At 58.6% G+C, this 20,172-nt stretch carries 15 protein-coding genes and 2 pseudogenes; 16 read left to right on the top strand and 1 reads right to left on the bottom strand.

Features of this window, described 5'->3' with window-relative positions:
• Nucleotides 1-38 precede the first annotated feature (38 nt).
• Together AC1D1L_RS25895 and AC1D1L_RS25890 are read left to right on the top strand one after the other, a co-directional pair.
• A pseudogene (locus AC1D1L_RS25895) lies at nt 39-707 on the top strand (tyrosine-type recombinase/integrase); the annotation flags it as partial.
• Nucleotides 661-1,101, top strand: coding sequence for a tyrosine-type recombinase/integrase (locus AC1D1L_RS25890; protein ID WP_477344230.1), 441 nt, complete (start codon nt 661-663; stop codon nt 1,099-1,101). The pseudogene AC1D1L_RS25895 and the gene AC1D1L_RS25890, both read left to right, overlap by 47 nt.
• A gap of 444 nt (nt 1,102-1,545) precedes the next feature.
• Here the strand turns inward: AC1D1L_RS25890 and AC1D1L_RS25885 are convergent, their stop codons facing one another.
• Complete coding sequence (locus tag AC1D1L_RS25885) at nt 1,546-2,919, bottom strand: transposase (protein ID WP_477344186.1); 1,374 nt, start codon at nt 2,917-2,919, stop codon at nt 1,546-1,548.
• A 154-nt stretch (nt 2,920-3,073) separates the two neighbouring features.
• Here AC1D1L_RS25885 and AC1D1L_RS25880 point away from each other — a divergent pair, with 154 nt between their 5' ends.
• The 14 genes and pseudogenes from AC1D1L_RS25880 to AC1D1L_RS25815 all read left to right on the top strand — a co-directional run bounded on the left by AC1D1L_RS25880 (nt 3,074) and on the right by AC1D1L_RS25815 (nt 19,589).
• Nucleotides 3,074-4,114 carry an IS110 family RNA-guided transposase gene (locus AC1D1L_RS25880; protein WP_477344185.1) on the top strand — a complete coding sequence of 347 codons (1,041 nt, stop codon included), beginning with the start codon at nt 3,074-3,076 and terminating at the stop codon, nt 4,112-4,114.
• Nucleotides 4,115-4,669: 555 nt separating this feature from the next.
• Nucleotides 4,670-5,818, top strand: a pseudogene (locus tag AC1D1L_RS25875) (IS110 family RNA-guided transposase).
• Nucleotides 5,819-6,504: 686 nt separating this feature from the next.
• Complete coding sequence (locus AC1D1L_RS25870; protein WP_477344184.1) at nt 6,505-7,758, top strand: methylaspartate ammonia-lyase; 1,254 nt, start codon at nt 6,505-6,507, stop codon at nt 7,756-7,758.
• A gap of 16 nt (nt 7,759-7,774) precedes the next feature.
• Nucleotides 7,775-8,926: a CaiB/BaiF CoA transferase family protein gene (locus AC1D1L_RS25865; protein WP_477344228.1), complete on the top strand. Its 1,152-nt coding sequence runs from the start codon at nt 7,775-7,777 to the stop codon at nt 8,924-8,926.
• A 133-nt stretch (nt 8,927-9,059) separates the two neighbouring features.
• Nucleotides 9,060-9,962 (top strand): HpcH/HpaI aldolase/citrate lyase family protein, encoded by a 903-nt coding sequence (locus tag AC1D1L_RS25860; protein WP_477344183.1) that lies wholly within the window; start codon nt 9,060-9,062, stop codon nt 9,960-9,962.
• 134 nt (nt 9,963-10,096) lie between these two features.
• Nucleotides 10,097-11,023, top strand: coding sequence for a LysR family transcriptional regulator (locus tag AC1D1L_RS25855; protein WP_477344226.1), 927 nt, complete (start codon nt 10,097-10,099; stop codon nt 11,021-11,023).
• Nucleotides 11,024-11,223: 200 nt separating this feature from the next.
• Nucleotides 11,224-12,657, top strand: coding sequence for an NAD-dependent succinate-semialdehyde dehydrogenase (locus tag AC1D1L_RS25850; protein WP_477344182.1), 1,434 nt, complete (start codon nt 11,224-11,226; stop codon nt 12,655-12,657).
• A gap of 6 nt (nt 12,658-12,663) precedes the next feature.
• Nucleotides 12,664-14,208, top strand: coding sequence for a fumarate hydratase (locus AC1D1L_RS25845; RefSeq protein ID WP_477344181.1), 1,545 nt, complete (start codon nt 12,664-12,666; stop codon nt 14,206-14,208).
• Between the two features lie 69 nt (nt 14,209-14,277).
• Nucleotides 14,278-14,775: an Lrp/AsnC family transcriptional regulator gene (locus AC1D1L_RS25840; RefSeq protein ID WP_477344180.1), complete on the top strand. Its 498-nt coding sequence runs from the start codon at nt 14,278-14,280 to the stop codon at nt 14,773-14,775.
• Between the two features lie 203 nt (nt 14,776-14,978).
• Entirely contained in the window at nt 14,979-15,224 is a 246-nt protein-coding gene (locus AC1D1L_RS25835) for a multiubiquitin domain-containing protein (protein ID WP_477344179.1), read from the top strand.
• The gene (locus AC1D1L_RS25830; protein WP_477344178.1) at nt 15,224-15,646 is read left to right on the top strand and encodes an E2/UBC family protein; all 423 of its coding nucleotides are present in this window, start codon (nt 15,224-15,226) and stop codon (nt 15,644-15,646) included. The genes AC1D1L_RS25835 and AC1D1L_RS25830 overlap by 1 nt, the downstream gene beginning before the upstream one ends.
• Entirely contained in the window at nt 15,643-17,097 is a 1,455-nt protein-coding gene (locus AC1D1L_RS25825; protein WP_477344177.1) for a HesA/MoeB/ThiF family protein, read from the top strand. Before AC1D1L_RS25830 ends, AC1D1L_RS25825 begins: the two co-directional genes overlap by 4 nt.
• Before the next feature lie 5 nt (nt 17,098-17,102).
• Nucleotides 17,103-17,798 (top strand): ubiquitination-like system serine protease family protein, encoded by a 696-nt coding sequence (locus AC1D1L_RS25820; RefSeq protein WP_477344224.1) that lies wholly within the window; start codon nt 17,103-17,105, stop codon nt 17,796-17,798.
• Between the two features lie 384 nt (nt 17,799-18,182).
• Nucleotides 18,183-19,589, top strand: coding sequence for an aminotransferase (locus tag AC1D1L_RS25815; RefSeq protein WP_477344176.1), 1,407 nt, complete (start codon nt 18,183-18,185; stop codon nt 19,587-19,589).
• The last annotated feature ends 583 nt before the right edge of the window (nt 19,590-20,172 follow it).

Here is a 20,172-nt window from a genome sequence, read left to right as displayed (position 1 = left end):
GCGTGCCGGCATGGTTTGATGAAAATAGTCTCGACACCATGGCGGGCGAACTCTTCGGTCAGAAGGACCTGATAGGCATACTTGCGGCTCAGCCGATCCGGCCCGTGAATGAGACCGCTTGGATTTGGCCCTCGGCCGCGAGGTCGCGCAGCCGCTCCAAGCCGGGCCGCAGCAGGCTGGCGCCGCTGAAGCCTTCGTCCTCGATCACCCATTCATCGGGGACGCTGAACCCCTGCTCTCGTGCGGAGCGGGTCGGCAAGTCTATTGATCGCCTGAATGTCGTCGATCTATCGGCCGAGCTAATCCGCGCTTTCTTGACCGATATTGAAGTGACGCGTGGATGTTCGATCGCCAGCCGCAATCAACGTCTTGCCGCCGTTCGGGCGTTCGCTGGCTTTGTCGGCGAGCATAGCCCCGTGCACATCGAATGGTCGGGCCAGGTTCGTTCGATCCCGTTCAAGAAGACCGGTCAGACGGTCGTTCCTTACCTCGAAAAGGCGGAGATCGACGCCTTGCTCGCCACTCCAGATCGGCGGACGGAGCAGGGTCGGCGCGACTACGCCCTGCTGCTGTTCCTCTACAACACAGGTGCGAGAGCGTCAGAGGCGGTCGGCGTCAAGGTGGCGGACCTAAACCTGAACGCCCCCAGCGTCAAAATCCATGGCAAGGGCGGCAAGCAGCCATACTGCCCATTGTGGACCGCCACCGTCGTCGAGTTACGGGCACTCGTCGCTGACGGAGCCCCGATCCGTCTTCCTCAATCGCTGCGGCCAACCCATCACTCGCTTCGGGATCCATACCGCCGTCGAGCGTTATGGCCTCAAGGTCGTCGCCAAAATGCCGTCGTTGGCGAGAAAGCCCGTAAGCCCTCACTCCATCCGCCACACCACGGCGACCCATCTCCTGCGCGCCGGCGTCGACATCAACACAGTCCGCAGATGGCTCGGGCACGTCTCGCTGGACACCACGAACGTCTATGCAGAAGTCGACTTCGAGACCAAGGCTAAGGCGCTCGAAAAATGCGAGGCGCCGAGTCTCGGCAAGATCCCAGAACGATGGCGTGATCAACCGGCGCTGATGGACTTCCTTCGGTCCCTGTAACCCGCTTTGTTATGTGGCGCTCGCGTCCTCACCGGCCTGCTGCCTCTGGCCCGCGGCGGCCGACGCCACATCTCTACCGAAGCCACATTACGAACCAAATGTGTTCGAGCACATTTGGTGCGGGAAATCCGCCCGCCCGGATCTGTGAGGGCGAAAGCCGAATGGCTGAGCTACTCGCCCGCGCCCCCTATGACGAGTTCAGCCGCGTGTTGACAGAATCACGCCTCGGGGCGCCCCTGGTGAGCTGCGGCTGAAGGCGAGAGCCGATGTGGTGCTGACCGCGCGGCTCTACCGGCCCGGTCGGAAGCTGGTCGGAGTTCTCCGCGGCATCATCGACTTCTCCAAAGTCTGCTATATGTGGATAGTGTTGAAGAAGTCGGCGATGAAGCCGTGGATCCACTCGCACCGAAGCGTCTTGATTAAGGTCGACGCGACCTCCTCGCCCTAAGTGGCTCGGATGGGTGTTCCGAGGGTGCAGATCTTGGCCAATTTTCTGAGGTTCTGGGCGATGGCTGCAAGGTGGAATTCATCGCGGGCACCACAGGGGCCGCGCAATCGCAATCGATCGAGCTTCAGGATGCGCTTGAGGTGCGCGAACAACATCTCCACCTTCTTCCGCTGATAGCGTGAGGTCTGGTAGGCGTCTGTCTTTGCGATGTCGCGGGCCATGTCGCGCGCGCCCTCATGGATCGAGCGCAGCACCTTGCGCGCCGGCTCCTTCGGGCAACAGCTGGGCTTCAGGGCACAGGCGTCGCAATCCAGCTTGCTGGCGCGATAGCGCATCATGCCGTTCTCGTCGACGAGAGGATGTGGCACCCGATAGGTCTTCTGGCGCTGCCTGAGCGTCTTCCCGCCAGGACAGATGTATGTATCGGCCTTATGGTCGTAGGTGAAGTCGTCGCGCGAGAAGGTGCCATCCTTGCGCTTCGACTTGTCGAATACCGGGATATGCGGCTCGATCCCGCGCTCATACACCAACCAGTTCAGCATTTCGGCCGAGCCGTAGCCGGTGTCGGCAATCAGCCGCTCCGGCCAGAGGCCGAGCTCGTCGTGCGCCCGTTCGATCATGGTCTTGGCGGCCGTCACCTCGGCTTGGCGCACCGCGGTCGAGGGCTCCACGTCTACGATGATGGCGTGCTTCACGTCGATCAAATAGTTCGTGCAATAGGCATAGACGGCTGGGCCACCCCAAGCGGCGGTCCAGCGCGCGGCGGGATCAACAGGGGAGACGAACTTGGGCTCCACCGGCGTGGCGGCCCCGAAGGCGGCATCATCCAAGGTGGCGAGGTATTCGGCTACGGCCCGCTTGGCCTCAGGATTGAGCTCCGCAGCTGTTTCAATCCCGCGCTGACGCTGCGCGTCGGCGACGATCATGCTGGCGTCGACCGCAAAGCCTTCGCCGCCGACGAGGCCTTCTGCCATGCAGCGTCGGACGACGGTTTCGAACAGTTCGCGCAGCAGATCGGCATCGCGGAAGCGTCCGTGGCGGGTCTTGGAGAAGGTTGAGTGGTCCGGCACATCACCCTCGAGGCCAAGCCGGCAGAACCACCGATAGGCCAGGTTCAGATGTACCTCCTCGCACAGCCGGCGCTCCGAGCGGATGCCGAAGCAATAGCCGACGATCAGCATCCGGATCAGCAGTTCAGGGTCGATCGAGGGACGGCCGATCGGGCTGTAGAAGGGCGCCAGATGCTGGCGGATGGCGGACAGATCGACGAAGCGGTCGATCGCTCTGAGCAGGTGGCCCGCCGGCACATGCCGCTGCAGGCTGAAGCCATAGAACAGCTCCTCCTGCATCACACTTTGCTCGCCCATCATCGACTCAATCTCCTCTTACAACGAAGATTGAATCAGATGGGGTATTCGGCTTGAGCCCCATCTTCGCGGCGATGGATGGAGGTGCTGCGCTTCGAGCTGATGATAGAACGTGGTCTGTCCAAACAGCCACAAGCATCAGGAAAGGAAGCGCAGCATGAAGTACTTTATCGGCCTCGATGTCGCGGTGAAAGAGACTGCCGTTTGCATTGTCGATGAATCCGGCAGGATTTGCCGCGAGGTGAAGGTCGTCAGCCACCCCGACGATCTCCTCGCCGTCCTGAAGGATCCTGCCTTGAACATCGAGCGGATCGGCCTCGAGGCCGGGCCCATGTCGCAATGGCTTTTCGAGGGGCTGGCGTGCGCCGGGTTGCCGGTCATCTGCATCGAGACGCGTCATGTGAAAGCGTTCCTGAAGGCGCGGCCGAACAAGACGGATCGCAACGATGCGCGCGGCATCGCGCAGATGATGCGCGTCAACCTGTTCCGCCCGGTGCATGTGAAGACGTTGGCGAGCCAGAAGCGCCGCGCGCTGCTGACGGCGCGCAAGCTGCTGCAGGAAAAGGCCCTCGCCATCGAGAACGACCTGCGCGGCCTGTTGCGCAATTTTGGGCTCAAGGTTGGAGTCGTCGGGCTCGTCAAGTTTGAGGAACGGATTCGCGAGCTCGTCGAAGGACGTTGTGAACTGGCCGAAATTGTCACGCCGCTGCTGGAGGCGCGCTGCAAGCTGCGAGAACAGTTTACAGTTCTACATCGCAGACTTCTGAGAATCGTGCGGGACGATGAGGTCTGTCGGCGCTTGATGACGATCTCCGGCGTCGGTCCTGTGGTGGCGCTGGCTTATACCGCCACGATCGACATTCCACAGCGATTCAGAAACTCCAAAACGGTCGGGTCCATCCTGGGACTGACGCCGGCGCTCAACCAATCGGGTGAAAGCCACCGCGTCGGGCGTGTCTCGCTGTGCGGCGACGGGATGATGCGCACCTTACTTTATGAAGCCGCCCAAGTGATGCTAACGCGCGTGAAGAAGTGGTCATGGCCGAAGGCGTGGGCGATGAATGTCGCCAAGCGGTGCGGTCTGCGAAAAGCGATCGTCGCACTCGCCCGCCGGCTGGCAGTCATCATGCACCGCATGTGGGTGGATGGCACCGAATTCCGCTGGACGCGGCAGGAGGCCTTGCCAGCCGCCGGCTGACCGGCAAGGCCGCAAAGGAGTGAGACAAAGGTCCGCCAACCGGCGGAAGCACGTCCTTCGCGGGACGATGGATGAGGCGAGTTCGTTGAAGCACTCGGACCGGTCGCGCTCTGCAGCCCGATCAGGTCGCGAATCAGATTGTGCCACCTCATTCTCCTGATCCCATGCTGGGAGGGCCAGGAGCCGATCCCGTAGAGAAGCGAGGCCCCGCGAATGACGTCAAACGCCGGAGAAGTCGCAAGCCCGAAAGCGCTTGACCTCAACATGCCGAATAGAGAAGTGCTTCAGGACCGCTGCAACCGGGACTTTTTCAACACTATCTGTGTGAGCTTGCCGTTTCGAAGTCGGCGCAAGGTCTCGGCATCGGCAAGGGACTGCTTGACGAAGCGCTCCGGCAGGTCGGACCTGCCGTTGCTTTAGATCCCATGAGGAGTGAACAGCGGCCGGCGCTCTTGCAGAGTGAGGCTGCATCAAAGCACTCGCTCAGGAGGAGTAGGTTATGGGAACCACACCCGTTCAGAAACGCCGACTGCTGTCCGCACTGATCTTGGCGCAATTTTTGTATCTTTGGACTAAGCCGATCGACCTGGCTGGTCACTTCGTTGTCGCCAGGCAACGGCGAGAAGATGTCGAAGCATGTGGTGGACGGCGGCGACGTTGCCGATCTGCTTATCGGTTTGCGCAGATCGAGGAGAAGGCGCGGCTCCGAACGGGAAGATGGTTTCCAGTCGTGACGATCCAGGAGGCGGGATTGGACGGCTTTTGGATCCATCGCGTGCTGGAAGCGAACGGGATCGAGAGTCACGTTGTTGACGCGGCTTCGATCGCTACTTCACGTCGGCGTCGGCGTGCGAAGACCGACAAGATTGATGGTGAAGCACTGGTCCGGGCACTGCTCGCGTACAAGCGCGGCGAGCCACGTGTATGCGCGATGGTCAAAGCGCCGAGCCCAGAGGACGAAGATCGGCGACGCATCTGCCGGGAGCGCAAAGTGCTGATTGCGGAACGGGTGAGGCATGTTAACCGTATCAAGGGTTTGCTCTTCGCCCATGGTGTCAGCGGCTACCAACCACTGCGCAAGGATCGGCGCAAACGACTGAGGAACTCCAGACCGGATATGGGCGCGGGTTGCCGACGCATATCAGGGCTCAAATAACCCGTGAACTCGATCGACTTGAGTTGCTGCTTCAACAGATCGCTGCGGTGGAGAGCGAGCGCAACTCCCTCCTGGTCGCACACGAGGACCCCGCGGTTGAGACGCCGGCCCCGGCAGCAATGCTGCTGGCCCTCAAGGGTGTTGGCGCTGAGTTTGCCGCCGTTCTTTGGGGCGAAGGGCTATGCCGGCATTTTGACAATCGGCGACAGATTGCTGCCTATGCAGGTTTGGCGCCAACCCCTTGGCAGAGCGGAAGGATCGATCACGAACAAGGTGTCTCGAAAGCAGGCAATCCGCGATTGCGCACCACAATGATCCAGCTGTCCTGGCTGTGGCTGCGCAACCAGCCGGATCGGCACTCAGCCGCTGGTTTGCGGATCGGGTCCAGTCGAATGGCGGACGGTTGAAGAAGACCGCAATCGTGGCGCGCGCGCAAACTGCTGATCGCGCTTTGGAAGTATGTCACTGCGGGCGTTGTCATTGAGGGGGTTGTCATGAGACCGCATGACGGCGGCCGTCAACCAAATCCGGAAATCTTCCAGGACTGATCAATCGTGGCGGATCCAGGTGAACGAACCGACTCAAAGTTTGGCTTCAGATGCCGCGCTTTAGAAAGGTCCCGTTCTCCTGAGCCTTGCCGCAACGCAAGCGGGATAGTGGTTCTGCCGAAAAAACGGCAAAGGTATGTGAGTTTGAACCGGCGACGGAAACGCGCCGCGTCATGCAATCTGGCTCAGACCATGGATCGGAAGCAAACAACCAAAGGAACCGTGCTATGCATCTGTGATCGGACTTGACGCAGAAATCCTCATGTGAGCTTTGATCTCCAGGCCCGACTCTGTCGGCCTTCTATGAAAGGATCGGAATGACGCGCATGCCGGACGCGTTCTGGCTTCTGCGTGAAGGCTAACATACCGCGAACGTCTTGAGCTGGCCACCTTGCGGAATGGATGTGCGCCACAGAGATTTGCCGTCTGATTTTACGCGGAGCGCAGGCGGATAGAGAGGCCCCCGATATCATTCCCGCGCCTCCCCCCGTGATCCTTGCACGATCTGACCAAATATGGCCCTGCCGGACGTGCGCATGTCGTCCATGCGCCAGCCATCTGAAAACGCGATGGCGCCGTCCGGAAGATTATATTGGCGAACTCAACGCCAAGTGGAGCATACCTAGTGGGCAGCGGACCAACTGTATCCGCCGGCAAGGCCGTCGGATTAAATCGAGCGAAACGAAGTGCAGATCAAAGAAGTCCTTCTCGCGCGTGGCAATGGCGCATTTTTCTACGACGATCAGGCCGCCATTCGGTCCGGCGCGATGCAGGACGGCTTTATTTATATCGGCGAACCGACAACGCCCGGTTTCGATGTCATTCGACTTCCAGCATCTTCGCTCAGCATTGGTCTTGTTCTGTCCGACGACAGCGTTGTCTGGGGCGACACGATGGGCGTCCAATACTCTGGTGCTGGCGGACGCGATCCGCTGTTCGATGTCAATCAAATTTCCGATTTCACGTCACGCGTCGTTGCACCGCGGCTTCTCGAAGTCGATGCCTCTCGCTACCTTGAGGCATGCGCCCAGGTTTTCCAGCCTCACGAACGTAAGCGGCTACCCCTAGCGCTTGAGTATGGCGTCAGCCAAGCGCTGCTTCGAGCAGTGGCCCATCTTCACCGCAGGACGATGGCAGAGGTCATATGTGCTGAATTTGGTCTGCCGTTGCCGACGCGTATGGTCCCTATTTACTGTCAGAGCGGCGATGCTCGCGAAATCAACGTGGACAAGATGATTCTGAAGGCAGTCGATGTGCTTCCCCATGGCCTGATCAACTCACAGCAGAAATTCGGGGTCAAGGGCCAGACTTTCATGGAGTTCGTGAAGTGGGTTGCAACGCGCACGCGCGAAATCGGCCGCCCGGGGTATCATCCGGTGCTGCATTTCGATGTGTATGGCTGGATTGGACTGGAAATCAGCCTGGAGCCGCAACGGATCGCCGACTTCATCTGCAGGGTTGCTGACACCGTTCCGGGTTTTACACTGAACATCGAGTGCCCGGCCGATTTTGGTTCCACGCGGGCCCAAATTGATGGTTACGCTCGAATTGTATCGATCCTGGATGAGCGGGGTTCCAGCGCTCGCATTGTCGTGGACGAGAGGTGCAACACGCTCGAGGATATTCGGCTCTTTGCCGAAGCGAAGGCCGCGCATCTCGTTCAAATCAAGACGCCCGATGTCGGCTCAATTGCTGACACAGCGCGGGCCGTTCTCCTCTGCAAGGAAAACAAGGTCGGAGCGTATGTCGGGGGCAGCTGTACCGAGACAGATCTCTCCGCCCAAGCTTCTGTTCACGTATCGGTGGCAACCCAGGCCGACATGATGCTTGCAAAGCCCGGAATGGGCGTCGACGAGGCATTCTCAATTGTTGGGAACGAACAAAACCGGTTGCTGGCGATGCTTAACCGTCGTCGGACTCAACACGAAAACGTTGGATAAAAAGCGCGGTGTCGTGATGCAGAACTGCCTTGAGGGGATCACCGTCGTTGCCGTGGAGCAGGCCGTGGCCGCGCCCTATGCATCGTCTCGCCTTGCGGACGCCGGTGCCCGGGTCATCAAGGTCGAAAGGCCCGATGGGGACTTTGCCCGAAACTACGATAAGTTGGTGCGGGGCCAAAGCGCCTACTTCGTCTGGCTCAACCGGGGCAAGGAGTCCGTCTGTCTGGACCTGAGGTTGGAGGTGGACCTCGCCGTCCTGGACACGCTCATTGCCGGTGCTGACGTCTTTATCCAGAATCTGAAGCCGGGCAGTATCGAAAAACTGGGTTTCGGGTCTGCGGATCTCCGTCGACGTTTTCCGCGGCTGATCACCTGTGACATTTCCGGTTTCGGGGATGGGGGGCCGTTTTCCCACCTAAAGGCGTACGATCTGATCGTTCAGGCCGAAACAGGTCTATGCGCGATCACCGGCAACCAACAAGGGCCCGCGCGTGTAGGGGTCTCGGTTTGTGACATCTCGGCGGGCATGACAGCACATAGCGCCATTCTTCAGGCCCTCTATCATCGCGAGGTCACCGGCGTAGGCACCAGCATCCAGGTGTCACTGTTCGATGCCGTCGCCGACTGGATGAATGTTCCGGTTCTGCAAAACGACTATAGTGGCTATCACACGCTACGCGCCGGTGTGAAACACCCGTCGCTAGCGCCCTATGGCGCCTATCGTTGTGCTGACGGCAAAGAGGTCATCTTTTCGGTTCAAAATGACCGCGAATGGGTAAATTTCTGCGAGAAATTCCTGAAGCAGCCAGAGCATACACGCGCACCTGGTTTTGCTGATAATATGGAGCGTCTCGGTCACCGTGCGCAACTTGATGAGATCATTGAGAGGCGGTTTTCTGAACTGTCCTGCCATGAAGCAATGCGGGAGCTCGAGGCCGCCGGTTTGGCATACGGCCGACTAAACGAAGTGGCGGATGTTTCAAACCATCCACACATTCGCAGGGTGCAGGTTGGAACACCCGAAGGAACTGTCGAGACGATAGCGCCGGCGGCGATTTTCAACTCCGATCACCCCTCGCTGCGCCCAGTTCCGGCTCTTGGCGCTCATACGGAGACTGTCCGAGAAGAGGTTCTGGGGATTTTGCGCGAAAGAGCCGCGTCAGCGTGAGCGTGCGTCTTGTCGATAAGGCGGGTGCGCTCACGATTTACAGAGAGCGTGTGTACCTCGGATCATCTCAGCGCATCGGCTGCCCAGCGAGTTCACTGCTACCGCCCTCGCTAAAATCGCCAGAGGCGACTCTATGATCAAGGACACCTTTCCGGCCATTGAAAGCACTATATCTGTACCCCGCTGGAGATCCCTGCTCTTCGTTCCCGCTCACGTTCCGCGCTTTGTTGAGGCGGCCCAGGAGCGGGGTGCAGATGGCGTCATTCTCGACCTGGAGGACTCTGTTCCCCAGGATCATAAGGGCGAGGCACGCCGGCAGCTTCGTGATTCCGTGGCAAAGGTGGGCCGCAAGGGCGCTTCGGTTTTGGTCCGCGTGAACCGTGGTTTTCGCGCCTTGGCGGCCGATCTCGATGCAGCCGTGGTGGCGGGTGTTGACGCACTTGTTCTTCCGAAGACGGATTCGGCAGAGTGGGTATCAGAGACCGCGAATGCGGTTTCGGAACTTGAACGAGAAAGAAATCTTGCGCTGGGACGCATCCGGTTCCTTGCCCAGATCGAGACCCCGGGCGCCTTGCAAAGGCTCACGGCCATTGCGTCGGCCCATCCAAGAATGGTCGCAATGGCGCTCGGCCCTGAAGACTTCAGCGCCGCTGTCGGCGGCTCGCCGGAGTTCGACCTTCTGTTGATGCCGAGCCTTTCTGTTCTGTTCGCCGCCCGTGCGGCCGGCTTGCTCCCGCTGGGTTTCATCGGAAGCATAGGTGAATTCTCGGACACTGATAAACTGCGTGAAGCCGCGGGGCATGCGCGGCGGCTTGGCTTTGCCGGAGCTTTGGCGATCCATCCGACACAGGTGGCCATATTCAATGAGGCTTTCTCGCCAAGCGCACCGGAAGTCGAGTGGGCCCGTCGCGTCGTCGCGGCGGAAAACGATGCCGCTATGCGTGGACTATCTGCATTCTCGTTGAATGGTAAGATGATTGATCCGCCAGTGGTGCGGCGCGCCCATGAGATCCTGGCTCTCGCCAGCAATAGCTGATCTTGGCTTTAATCAGCGGCCGGACAGGCGCTGGTTTTTGAGCCATGAACCCAGTTTTGCGGCTTGCCTACCATCTCGTTTCGAGATAGATATGAAAGCACTGGGGGATCATCCCCCGGTTGGATTTGTTCATCGTGGACGTCAGGCAGTTAAGATATTTCGTCGGCGTCGTCGAAGCCGGCAGTTTCACAAAGGCAGCAGCGACCCTCAACGTTGCTCAAAGCGCTCTAAGCCTGCATGTGCGTCAACTGGAGGAAGGCTTCGGCACTCAGCTGCTGGTTCGCGATAGGACCGGTGTCAGCGTCACCGCGTCCGGAGACAAGCTGCTTGAGCGCGCGCGCATCATCCTTAAGGAAATTCAGCTTACTGAGGCGGAATTGACCAATACAGCCGCTTCCCCTGCCGGGGAGGTGACCATTGGCATTCCGTCCGGAGCCGCTCGCGTCCTAAGCGGCCCCCTGCTTGAATCAGTGAGAAACGAACTGCCCAAGGTCTCCCTCAAGATGATTGAGGGTATGACGGGACCGTTGGAGGAGTGGATGGCTGCTGGACGTTTCAATCTGGCGGTTCTCTACCGCACCGCGGATAGTGTGGGGCGAATGACGGTCCTGGCGCGCGAAGACCTTTGTCTGGTGGTACCGTCCGGTGAGCCACCCTTCGAAGACGTAATATCTTTGGCGGACCTGCATGCGTTCCCGCTGGCGGTTCCCATGCGCAATAACAATGTCAGACGTTCGGTGGCTGACGTCGTCGCACAACACGGTTGCGCGCTGGACGTCAAGTTTGAAGTGGACTCGCTCTCCACGATCATCAACATGGTCATAGAGGGAAAAGCCCATTCTATTCTCACCCCCTCGGCCGTTCAGAAAGAAGCCTCTCAGGGGCTGGTGCGGACGGTCAAGATCGTCGATCCGGTGATTACCCGCTCCGTCGTGCTTGCCGTAAACCCGAAAGATGAGCGTTCTGCGGCCGTCTCCGCGGTCCGCAAGCTCATCCCCAAGGTCGCCAGGGAATTAATTGAGAGCCAGGGCTGGGCAGCCGCGGCTCCTAATTCAGTCTGATAACCCTTCAACCTTTATGGGAATGCAATGACCTGTTGTGGCGATCAGGATTAGATCGATCTGGATTCCAGATGGAGTTCGGCAATATTCGATATTTGACCCGCCGCGACCATCGCGATGAAACTGGCTCAAGCGAGTTTAGCGGTTTCGACTTCTGAACGACGCTCGTATGGCAAGAATTCACTTAAGCGGAGCACGCGATGCCGGACGCCACGAGTTACAAGCTCTTTATCAACGGCACGTGGCGAGCCGGTGGTGACGGAGCCACTGTGTCGGTGATCAATCCGGCGACGGAGAAGGTGTTTGCCTCGGTGGCCTCGGCGACGGTGTCGGATCTGGATGAGGCCCTCGCTTCGGCAGAGCGCAGCCGCAAGGCTTGGTCCTCACAACCTGCAAAAGATCGTGGCGAAATCCTGGTAGCAGCCGCATGCATCTTGGCAACGAAGATTGAAGCAGCAGCCAGGGACCTGTCGGCCGAACAGGGAAAGACGATTGCCGAAGCGACAGGTGAGTACACGCGCGCCGTCGAAACGCTGGAATGGAACGGCAGGCATGCAGAAGAGCTGTCGGCCCCGATTCCGTTGGGTCCGAACCGGATGATCGTCCCGGAGCCGCTCGGTGTCGTTGCTGCCTTTACGCCCTGGAACTATCCGGCCGTTCTCATCGCTCGAAAGCTCGCTCCCGCGCTGGCGGCAGGCTGCCCGGTGATCCTCAAAGGGGCTGAAGAGACCCCGAGCGTGGCTGTCCATATCGTGGAATCTTTGCGCCAAGCAGGAATGCCGGATGGCGTGGTCAATCTGGTCTTCGGCGTGCCGGTGCATATATCGCGGCATCTGCTCAGTTCGCCAATCGTGAAGGTCTTGACTTTCACGGGCTCAACCGCGGTTGGAAAACAGCTGGCCACGCTCGCCGCGAATAACTTGCAGCGTTGCATCCTTGAACTCGGTGGCCATTCCCCCGTCGTTGTGTGTGAGGATGCCGACCTGGCAAAGGCCATACCGGCTATTTCGGAATACAAGTTCGAGTGCGCGGGCCAGAGCTGCAATGCGCCGAGCAGGATTCTCGTCGCTCGGCCTCTCTACGGGGAATTCCTGTCCCGGATGACGGAAGCTGTCCGCAAGATCAGGATCGGCGCACCGGACGACCCTGCAACGGAGATGGGACCCATGGCAAATGCGCGGCGAATTGAGGCTATGCAGCGTCTGACCGAGGATGCAGTCGATCGCGGCGCCCGCGTGGAGACAGGTGGAACCCGCCTCGACCGACCGGGCTTTTACTGGCCGCCAACCATCCTGACAGGGGTGCCAAAGGATGCCAGAGTACTTCATGAAGAGCCGTTCGGACCGATCCTCACCGTGGCCTCGTTCGATACGATCGAAGAGGCCGTCGACGAAGCCAACGCCACCGAGTACGGCCTGGCCGCCTACTTCTTCACCGGCGCTGCCGATGCGCAACAGAAGCTTATCAACGGTCTTTCGGCGGGTGCTGTAAGTGTGAATTACCTGAAAGGGGTTTCCGCGGATGCGCCTTATGGCGGCATCAAGCAGAGCGGCTATGGATATGAAGGAGGCGAGCAGGGGGTGCGGAGCTTCCAAATCTTGAAAATGGTCAACGGCCTCAGCTCATTTGGATGAAATCCGGTGGGAAATAGAACACGGACTATCGCTGGCAAGGACATCACAAGGAGCGTGGCAGACGCTCTTCAGTACATCTCGTACTACCATCCTCCAGATTATATCCGCTCTCTTTCGCAGGCGTACGGACGCGAACAGAGCCCAGCGGCGAAGAACGCCATCGGACAGATTCTGCTGAACTCCCGCATGGCGGCCTTTGGGCAGCGGCCGATCTGCCAGGACACCGGCCTTGTGGTGGTCTTCGCAAAGGTCGGCATGGACGCCCGCATCAAATCAAAGGCCAGTTTCGCAGACCTCGTGAATGATGGCGTCCGTCAGGCCTATCTCGACCCGGACAACCCCCTTCGGGCATCGATCGTTGCCGACCCGCTCGCCGCGCGGGTCAATACTCGTGACAACACGCCGGCGGTCGTCCACGTTGATCTTGTGCAAGGTAACGAGATTGAGATCACCATTGCCGCAAAAGGCGGCGGGTCAGAGAACAAGGCACGCTTTACCACCTTGAACCCCAGCGGGTCCGTTTCCGATTGGGTGGTTGACACAGTCTCGACGCTTGGCAGCGGGTGGTGTCCGCCCGGCCTGATCTCCGTTGGCATCGGTGGTAGCGCTGAAAAGGCGATGCTGCTAGCCAAGGAGGCCATGAACCAGCCCATCGACATGGTGGAATTGATCGCCAGGGGGCCATCAAGTGCGGAGGAGGCACTGCGGATCGAGCTTTATGAACGGATTAACGCACTAGGCATCGGCGCCCAGGGCCTTGGTGGCCTGACGACAGTCGTCGACGTCAAGGTTGCGACCTATCCTACCCATGCGGCGTCCAAGCCCGTGGCGCTCATTCCGCAATGCGCCGCCAACCGGCACCTGAAGTTTTCCTTGGACGGCTCGGGACCAATCAGGCTGGAGCCGCCCGATTTGCGCGAATGGCCCGACATTGGAACCGATGAATTGAGTCCAGCCGGTGTGCGAAGAGTGAACCTCAATGCGTTGACCAAGGAAGAGACGGCATCGTGGCGCTGCGGGGAAACGCTCCTTCTGTCCGGAAAGATGCTGACAGGCCGTGACGCCGCCCACAAGCGAATGGTCGAGTTGATCGACGCTGGCAAGCCGCTTCCGTTCGATCTGCAGGGACGCGTTATCTACTACGTTGGACCCGTCCGCGCTGTGAGAGATGAGGTCGTCGGACCGGCTGGACCAACAACCTCCAGCCGCTTGGACGATTTTACGGACAAGGTGCTCGCGGAAACCCGGCTTTTCGCGATGGTGGGCAAAGCGGAGAGAGGGCGGGCGGCCATCGAGTCGATTGTAAGACACAAAACGCCGTATCTCATCGCAGTGGGTGGGGCTGCCTACCTGATATCAAAATCAATCAAGTCAGCGCGGCTCATTGCCTTCGAAGACCTGGGCATGGAAGCAGTCTATGAATTCGAGGTGCAGGACATGCCCGTCATCATGGCTGTCGATGTCGAAGGAAATTCCATTCACGATTCCGGGCCTCTTGAATGGCGTAAGCGTATGGCGGCCGACAGCATCGCGCGAAACATCGGCGTTTGAGCCTTCCTGGCCGAGACTCGGTCGGTTGGTACCGGTTCATTGTCGACAACGGCTTTAGAGCAGAACGTCATGAAGGCAAAACCCAATCCTGTGCGCCTCGACGACTGGGATATCCGGATTCTATCAGCAATTCAGTCAGACGGTAGGATTTCAAAAAGCGAGCTTGCAAAGCGCGTTCATCTGTCGGCCTCGGCCTGCTCGGATCGGCTCCGTGCACTCGAAGTTGCAGGGATTATTGAGGGTTTCTACGCGCGGCTGAGTCCGTCCCTCATCGGTGGCATGGTCTTTGTAATGGTGGAGGTCGTGCTGGAGCGTCATCGCCTCGAGGACCAAAGACACTTTGAGATTGCGATCCAAGAATTCCCGGAAATCCTGGATTGCTGGGCCATCGGGGGGCGGATCGATTATCTGATGCGCGTCGCATCTCTTTCCATGGCTGCCTATCAGGATTTCATGGAGGGATTGCTGCAGGCAGGCTTGGGGATCGATCAATACTACAGCCTTGTGGTGACCAAACCTGTGAAATCCAATACGCCGATCCCCCTATCTTCATTAAGGCAACGGTAAACTCCCAAGCCCTGATTTCCACGGGATTGGATCTCTATTCCGCGAATTCCGTGGCGAAACACGTGGATTCCCGTGAAACCCGAAGGAACGCTTCCCGTATAAGAGCCGACTGGTCGAGCGTTCCCTCAATCAACGGGAGAAGAGGGATAGATGCGCCTGAGCTATCTTGAAACCAAGCGACTGCGAGAGAAGGATCGAAGCTTATGGCTGCGAAAGAGAAGTTCAAATTCAAAATCGAAAACGAAAATTACGAATGGGACAACCGGTTCATAACCGGCGCCGAGGTGCGAGGCGTAGGCCCCGGCATACCAGATAGCATGGATCTCTATATGAAAAGGCCGGGCCAGCCTGGCCAGCCGGTTGAGAGTGATGACTCAATCGATTTGCTGCCTCCGGGGATTGAAAAGTTTTACGCCCAGGATGCAAGTTCCGAAGCCGGAAATCAATAATGCCCCTGTTGTTCGATTCTGACTACGAGATACTCCACAAAGCAGGCGTCGATTTTGAAGAAGAAGACGGCGCCCATTTTCTTATATTCAAAAATTTTCCGCTACCCAAAGATATCTATTTGGCAGATGGAAAGCCCGCAGACGCAGTCGATGTTTTGTATGTCATTCCGCAGAATTACAATACCTCCGGGGGCGACATGTTCTGGGTTCACCCACGCCTCCATCGGGCTGACGGCAAGCCAATACCAAATACTGGTGGGCCTGGTCCCAATGAGGATTCCCGTACTCACAAAGGGACAGTGTTTTGCCGGTGGTCCAGACACTGGCATAAAAATCCCTGGAAGCCAAAGGTCGACGACGTCCAGACTATTATGGACCGGATCTCGTGGGCGTTTAAGTACCCCGACGCGAGGCGCTCATGAACGGACATCGGATTTCGATTGCCGGTTCTCTCGACAATAGGCTCCAGAGCTGGTTGACCGGGCACCCTGACGGTGACGAGCGTGGCGCGCTGGTTCTCTTCCGCAAAATGGAGAGAACTGTACTGGGACTGCCGCCGTCAGCGCGTTTCGTGGCTGTTGACGTGATTGAGATGGATGGCGACTGGGTGCTGGACAGTTCCCCGGTGCACTTGCGCATTAATCTGCGCAAGTTCCAGGATATCTACTTTCGTTGCGAGCAGGAGCGGCTCGAACTGGGGTTCGCCCATAGTCATCCAAGGGGCGTTCTGGATTTCTCGACCAAGGATGATCAGAACGAACAAAGCATTCTGAGGGGATACGCTGGCTGCAACGGCCCTGAGGTGTCACTAGTTGCGCTGATTTTGGCCGACGGACATTGGCGTGCGAGAGTTCGGCCGGGTGCGGCCCCTCACCGCGTCACTGACGTCCGGCATGTCTGTGTGCTCGGGACGGAGCTCGCAGTTCACATCAGCAAAACAGGCGATGCTGCGCCATCGGAAGTGCTAAGGCGCCAAGAAGCGGCCTTTGGCGAACCATTCAACGAAAAGCTCAGATCGTTGCGCGTAGCAATCGTCGGAGGCGGCGGAACCGGTTCTTCAGTGGCCACACTCATTGCCCGCGCGGGTGTTGGCGAACTCATCATTATCGATGGCGATTTGCTCGAAGATAGCAATCTCAACCGCGTCCGCGGATATCGCCGTTGCGATGTAGGCGAGAGCAAAGCTGCCACGTTAGCCCGATACTTACGAAATCTAGGCCTGATGGTGACTGTCGTTGCCATTGAGGCGTATGTGCACGAGTCTTCAGAAGCGGTCGATGCGATTTCCAGCGCCGACCTGGTGTTCGGCTGTACTGACGATGTCGCTGGAAGAGAAGTTCTCAATCAAGCAGTGTACTATTACTGCCAAGGGCTTATCGACTGCGGGCTCACCGGCAAGATTGGTCTTGACCAAGAGCGTCAGCCTTACCTACGTGACCATAGAGGCCGGGTTAGCACAGTTCTTCCCGAATCTGGTGGGTGCTTAAGATGCCAAGGCGTCGTCACCGAGGAAAAGCTCAGGTACGAGAGTGCACTGAAGGCGCGTCCCAATCTGGTGGAGCTGGATCCAGAGACGCTCCGGGAAGAGTACTATCTGGTCGGGGGCGGGGAGAGGGCGCCCGGAGTAGGGCCCTTCACCAGTGCGACTGCCGACATGGCCGTAGCGACCTTGTTCGATCTGGTGCGCCCCTATCGGCGGCCTCCGAGCGACATTCGCCGCGACAATATATGGTACGATTTCGTGCACATGGTAATTCACAGCAATATGCCAAAGGACAACGCTGATTGTTTTTGCTGCGGTCCAAACGGTTTATTGCTCGAACCCGAGATTGGCTATCGGCTCAGTATGCCGTCACTCGGCAAGCTGTGTTGATTCACATGTGGTCTTGGCTGTTAAGATTCTTGCGGTGGGTAGGGGAAATCATTCTCGGCCCACCTAGTCCACAAACATCCGAGGACCGAAATCCTTCCGAGGCGCCCCCCGCGGACGTATTTTTCGCGCGCAATGATGTGGTTGAAAAGACCCCTTCGAATGACACGGTTCGGCCGGGACAGTTCATCAGCGTCGTGCACAAAGGCCGACCATACTGGGCACTCTTTAGGTGCCCCTGTGGGTGTGGGGATGTGGTTTCGTTACCAACGCATCCGCCACATAACCCCAGGTGGCGCGTTGAGGTGAGCCTGGAGGGCAGGCCAACGTTGCATCCCTCGGTTTGGAGAACCAAAGGATGCCTAAGTCATTTCTGGCTTAACGACGGAAGAGTCCACTGGTGTGAAGATACCGGTGTCGAGCCGTGGCGAGCCCGACCAGACGTATATGCAAAAAAAAACCTAAAGCACGTACTGGAGCCGACGACGCGTTTGCATGTAACAAGCGCCGCTGCTGGTGATGCAATCCACTTGATCAGGTGGATGATGGCAAGAGCGAATGTTGGATGGCGGTCTTGTGGGCCCCGGCTGAAGGGCATGTTGGAAGGGCAGCACGTGAGAACGCGCCGCATCCGTTGTTCGCAGGGCGAATATCCGCATGTGGACGCCGCGTCAGCCGATGTGGTTCCCATCATCGCTGGTTAATGCGCGCAGCATAAAGACATCACACTGGGCGAGTTGGTTGGAGCGGCATAGACCGAGCGGTCGACGCGGATTGATCCCGGACTTCTGGGCGACTGACCGCTTACGCATGGCAGTAGGTGCGAAAGTCTCGTTGTGATTACGGCGACGCATTCCTCACCTATGTCGAGCAGGTTTTGTGGTTACCTTGTGTCAGGAGGACGGCCTGATGTCGGCTCGTTGGCAAAGGTACACTCCCCGGCCTGATTTCCACGGCATCTGATCCCGATTCCGCGAATTCATCAGCCAAAAACGTGCATTCCCGCGAAACTCAAGAGATGTTTCCGGTATACTGCTAACGAGCTGGCCGGCCTAGTGCCTCTGCCATTGTATCGCGAGGAGAAGGCAATGCGCTTGAGCAATCTGGGAACCGAGCAACTCAGAGAGAAGGATAGAAGCTTCGTCTTCCATCCTTCTACGCATCTGGCCAAGCACAGCCGAGGCGAGACGCCAAATAGGATTATGGCGGGTGCGGAGGGCGTCTATATCTGGGATACCGAAGGCCGAAGGAGCCTCGACGGTTTCGGAGGGCTCTACTGCGTCAACATGGGATATGGATGCACGGAAATTGCCGACGCCATTGCCAGGCAAGCACACGAATTGCCGTTCGCTCATGTCTATGCAAGTCAAGGAACAGAGCCAGTCGCCCTCTTGGCAGAGGCCGTCGTCGAATATTTTGGTAAGAACATGCGAAGGGTGTTTTTCGGCCTTTCCGGCTCCGACGCCAACGAAACCAATATCAAGCTGGTCTGGTACTACAACAACATTCTAGGCCGCCCTGAAAAGAAGAAGATCATCTCGCGACATCGCGGTTATCACGGGTCTGGGCTGGTTACCGGGAGCCTAACAGGTCTTGCCTTCTTCCACAATTTCTTCGACCTGCCGCTCGATTTGGTGCGCCATACCACGACGCCGCACCACTATCGCCAGGCGCATGACGGCGAAAGTGAGCAAGCGTTCTCGACACGCTGCGCGGATGAACTTGAAGCCCTTATCCTCGCTGAAGGCCCGGAGACCGTCGCAGCTTTTATTGGCGAGCCGGTGCTTGGGACAGGCGGTATCGTTCCACCCCCAAAAGGATACTGGACCGCGATCCAAGGCGTGCTCGACAAGTACGATATCCTGCTGATCGCCGACGAGGTGGTCTGCGGGTTTGGACGAACCGGTGAGCAATTCGGTTCCCACCTCTATGGCATGCGGCCGGACTTCGTGACCATCGCCAAGGGCTTGAGTTCCGCCTACCTGCCCATCTCCGGGTCAATCATTGGCGACCGCGTCTGGTCGGTCTTGGAACAAGGAACAGAGAAGCACGGCGCTCTCGGCCACGGCTGGACATATTCAGGTCACACGCTTTGCGCTGCGGCCGCGCTCGCCAATATTCGACTCCTAAAGGAAAGAAATATCCTGGAGCATGTCCGCGATGTCGGACCGTATTGGCATGCCCGCATGAATGCCGAACTGGCGGGACACCCCATCGTCGGAGAGGTTCGTGGTGTCGGAATCCTCGCCGCCGTAGAGCTGATGCGAGATCCAAAGCAGAGAATACCGTTTGAATCCGATCTTCAGGTCGGCGTTCGCGCCGCCGCTGCTCTGTTCGAGAACGGTGTCATCGGCCGCGCAATGCCGCATGGCGATATCCTCGGCTTTGCCCCACCTTTGATAATCACCCGGAAGGAGATCGACATAATCGTCGACGCAACCGCGAAATCAGTCGAGACAACCTATCGCGCGCTGAAGGCTGAGAGTGCGATATGAACAGAGCCCACGCGAACGAGCCCCAGGTTCGACGACCCAACGTGGTGTTCCCTGGGGTGAACTTTCCCACGGACCAGACGCTTTGACGTCAGGCCGTCGTTAGGACTGGTCGCCCATTGGCGTCCCATTGGTGAAGACGGGTTGAGAGCGCATTTCGCGCCGAGCCGACCGAAACTGCTAAACTTGAAGCCGTCAGATTCTAAGCATGCTTCGGATAACTTCGATCTCAAGCGATAGCCAAATCAGTTCTGCCGCCGCTGTCCTGTTGCCCAACGATCAGGGTGTTTGTGCGGCGCGCCCTGCCGGTGTCCCTCCCCGCCGGCAGGGCGCCTTTTTTGACCCGCTGGATCTCGGTGCCCCATTGGATCTGGGTGATTGTAGCGCGTCCGCAATCGATAGTTCGAGAAGGAGGTCATCTGCATATCCGGATGGCACATCGAGCTTCGATATTTCTACGACACCAGGGAAACCACCCACAATCGCAGCTTCGGACCCGCGGCTTGCGGCAGCCGGTGTCGAGGTCGCATGCCCCCCCTTTCATATGATCAAAGGTCCGGGGAGTAGTCACCGCGGTGAATTTTCT

It is taken from the genome of Mesorhizobium sp. P2_D6, from assembly GCF_056404315.1.
The sequence above is the reverse complement of the archived record's forward strand: the minus strand, read 5'-3'. Positions and strand labels throughout refer to the sequence as shown.